This window comes from Bacillus sp. P4_D3 (genome assembly GCF_056401855.1).
Genome location: NZ_JBFUIN010000350.1, coordinates 1 through 3,323 on the forward strand (window position 1 = coordinate 1; position 3,323 = coordinate 3,323).

The window sequence follows — 3,323 nt, forward strand, 5'->3', positions numbered from 1 at the left end:
GTTCTGTACGATATATTTGTTTTTCTTCATCTATATATCCCTTTTCTTTAATTTCAACTTTCATTGCTTTTTGCTGATGTCCTTGTTGAATAAGCTGATAACCAATTAAAGCTAAACAAGCAAACACAACAAGTACGAATGCTGCTGATGAAAATAAGAAGAATAAGAATACAATACCACCGACAAATAAAAATACATTCCCTCTTACATAACGATTCTTCTTTCGATAATGTCTTCCAAACATAATCATAATAAATGCAAATATTAGACCACCTGGTTCAAAATGTCCAAGTATCATATCAAGAAAAAGACCGAATCCAAATATGATGAGGAGCATCCCCATAAATTGTGTTTTTGAAAAGTGCTTCTTCATTTCAGCTCCCCCCTCTTTGTCACATATACATAGAAGAAAAGGCATTGCTTTCCAACACCTTTTCTCCTATCACTATATCATAAGCCTGTTTTATTATATACTACAATTATTTTGTTACTTCTTTCGTTAATGATACTTCATTTTTCTCTTTCATTTCACGCTCTAGTTTTGCAATTTTCATATCAAATGTATCACGCTCATGCTCTTCATTTATACGAAGCTCTACGTCACGAATGTGATCTTCAATTTCTTCGAATCGTAAGAACGGATTATTTTCATCCATTTTATGCATAGCAGTATTCATACGACGGTTTGCATGCGCCATATTTTCACGTGCCATTAATTCCATACGCTTTGCGTTCATTTCTTTTAATTTATTTTTCATTTCTGAAAGACGACGCTCTAACTCATCAATTTGCTCTACAACACCAGCATACATTTCTTCTAAGCGAGTTACTTGCCCTTCATAATACGCCACTTCTTCTAATGCACGTTCATGCAATTGCAATTCACCTGCTTCTTGTGCGATGATAGCTTGCTTTGATCTTTTATTAACGAAATAACGTGCTTGCTCAAGCTCACGAGCGAAGTTAGATTTTAATGTTTTATGACGCTGAATTAACTTCTCAATTTTTGTTATTTCACGCTCACTATCGCGTAAATATTGGTTTAACATAGCAATTGGATTTTTTCTTTCTTTCTCATCTAACACATTATGAAAATCAGCTAAAATTGCATCGCGTACACGTCCGAATAAAGATTGTTTCATTATAATCTTCCTCTCTTCTACTTTATAATTTGATTTGATTTATTTTATATTAGTTTTTCATTAACTTGTTCCACTCATCTTCAAAGTTGCTATATGGTTTAGAACTTTCTGGAGCAGAATCAACAACTACATTTTTTCCTTTTTTCCACTCACGGTATCCGTAGTATAAAACTACTAATGCTGCGATACCGATTAATGCTGGAGAATGAGAAAGTGCAATGGACAAACCGATTAAACCAACAATACCCCAAGCTAACTTTCCAAAAAACGATTTAGCTCGCACAAATGATTTATAGCTCCAGTACACAACTCCTGCTCCGATTGCGAATCCTACAATACCAGCAAGACTACCAAGAGCAATTAAAGCCAAAATACCGGCCGCGATAAACGCTAGAAATTGTTTCATCTTGTGCTTGCCTCCCTTCGATTTGATACTCTTATCTTAACTATTTTTTCATTTTTTCATAACGAGCTTAAGAACTGTTTTCGACTCAGACTTAAGACTGAGTTCCATTCAGCCTTTTGTAAAAATATAAGGAAAGATAGGATAACTCACTCTTTTATCGCACAGAAAAAGCCGTACAGAGAATATTCTCTGTACGGCTTTTTGTTGCTACGAATAAAATTCATATTTAATTATGCTGTTTTATGATACTCTTTCTTTTCCGCCACTTTAGAAAACCTGGGGAAACCAATTAATATAGAAATGATTCCACATACGCCAACTAAAATTGGATAAAATGCATATGGTAACAATTCGATCGGAGATAACGCAGCAAACCCTGCCGCTGTTAACATTTGAGCACCATATGGGATTAACCCTTGTATACAGCAAGAGAAAAGATCTAATACACTCGCTGATTTACGGGGATCAATTTCATATTGATCTGCAATGTTTTTTGCAAGCGGACCTGTAAAGATAATTGAAATCGTATTATTCGCTGTACAGATATTCGTCATACTCACTAAACCAGCAATGCCGAACTCTGCTCCTTTTTTCGAACGAATATTACGTGTTAAAAGATTCATTAAATATTGAATACCACCATTATACTGAATAAGCTCAACCATACCACCGATTAAAATGGCAAGTAATACTAATTCCATCATACTGCCCATTCCAGTCGTTACACTTTTAAAGAAACTCTCTAACGTATAACTTCCATCTATAAGACCGATAACACCAGATAGTACAGTTCCACCTGTCAATACGATAAGTACATTCCAACCAAGTAATGCTGTAACAAGTACACCTGCATATGGTAATATCTTCACCCAATCAAATGTTTGAGCTTTAATTTCTGTATCACTTCCTAAAGTAACCATTACTAATAGTACAATTGTAATGATTGCAGCTGGCAATACAATTAAAAAGTTCGTTTTAAACTTATCTTTCATTTCTGTTCCTTGCGACCTTACAGCTGCAATTGTTGTATCAGAAATAAATGATAAATTATCACCAAACATCGCTCCGCCCACAACAGTAGCCATCGTTAGTGCAATTGAAATATCAGTTTGTCCACTAATACCTACAGCAATTGGCGCTAATGCAGCAATAGTTCCCATTGAGGTTCCCATCGCTAATGAAATAAATGCCCCTATAACAAAAATTCCAGCAACGATAAATCCTTGTGGTAAAATAGATAACGCTAAATTAACAGTTGAATCCACTCCGCCCATTCCTTTTGCTGTTTCAGAAAACGCCCCTGCAAGTACAAAGATTAATACCATAATCATAATATCTGGATTTCCTGCACCTTTTGCAAATCGTTCCACTTTCACATTAAAACTTTCTTTACGATTCATCGCTAATGCGATTCCTACTGCAATTGAAATCGCTATAAGTATCGGTAATTTATAGAAATCACCTGTAATAATTCCAGAACCAATAAATAGCGCCAAAAATATTCCAAGTGGTAATAACGCTAAACCATTTCCTCTCGTTTCTTTCAAAGTATCATCTCTCCCTAGTTTTCAACCTTTTCTAATGAACAACAAAAGACCTCTTCCAACGAGAAGAGGTCTTATACATCTATAAGAAACACTCTTCTCATCTTTCAAGCACATGCTTGCTGGATTTGGCACAGCACTCTGAAATCGAGTCCGCTGCCGAGGCATCGTAGGGCCAGTCCCTCCGCCTCTCTTTATAAGAAGGTTTCATATTTATTTTTTAATAATAAT

At 35.4% G+C, this 3,323-nt stretch carries 3 protein-coding genes, 1 pseudogene and 1 riboswitch; all 4 genes and pseudogenes read right to left on the minus strand.

Annotated features, from left to right (window positions below):
- Positions 1-373 (minus strand): annotated as a pseudogene (locus tag AC1DTM_RS20835) (cell wall-active antibiotics response protein LiaF); the annotation flags it as partial.
- A gap of 106 nt (positions 374-479) precedes the next feature.
- Complete coding sequence (locus tag AC1DTM_RS20840; protein WP_088098860.1) at positions 480-1,142, minus strand: PspA/IM30 family protein; 663 nt, start codon at positions 1,140-1,142, stop codon at positions 480-482.
- Positions 1,143-1,191: 49 nt separating this feature from the next.
- Positions 1,192-1,548 carry a lmo0954 family membrane protein gene (locus AC1DTM_RS20845; RefSeq protein WP_002149463.1) on the minus strand — a complete coding sequence of 119 codons (357 nt, stop codon included), beginning with the start codon at positions 1,546-1,548 and terminating at the stop codon, positions 1,192-1,194.
- Positions 1,549-1,778: 230 nt separating this feature from the next.
- The gene (locus AC1DTM_RS20850; RefSeq protein WP_016104299.1) at positions 1,779-3,095 is read right to left on the minus strand and encodes a Na+/H+ antiporter NhaC family protein; all 1,317 of its coding nucleotides are present in this window, start codon (positions 3,093-3,095) and stop codon (positions 1,779-1,781) included.
- Between the two features lie 94 nt (positions 3,096-3,189).
- Positions 3,190-3,295: riboswitch (SAM riboswitch) on the minus strand.
- Positions 3,296-3,323: the final 28 nt, after the last annotated feature.

Bases quoted from the DNA above. Each gene is read 5' to 3' on its own strand.
- AC1DTM_RS20840 (WP_088098860.1), bottom strand. From the start codon at position 1,142: ATGAAACAATCTTTATTCGGACGTGTACGCGATGCAATTTTAGCTGAT.
- AC1DTM_RS20845 (WP_002149463.1), bottom strand. From the start codon at position 1,548: ATGAAACAATTTCTAGCGTTTATCGCGGCCGGTATTTTGGCTTTAATT.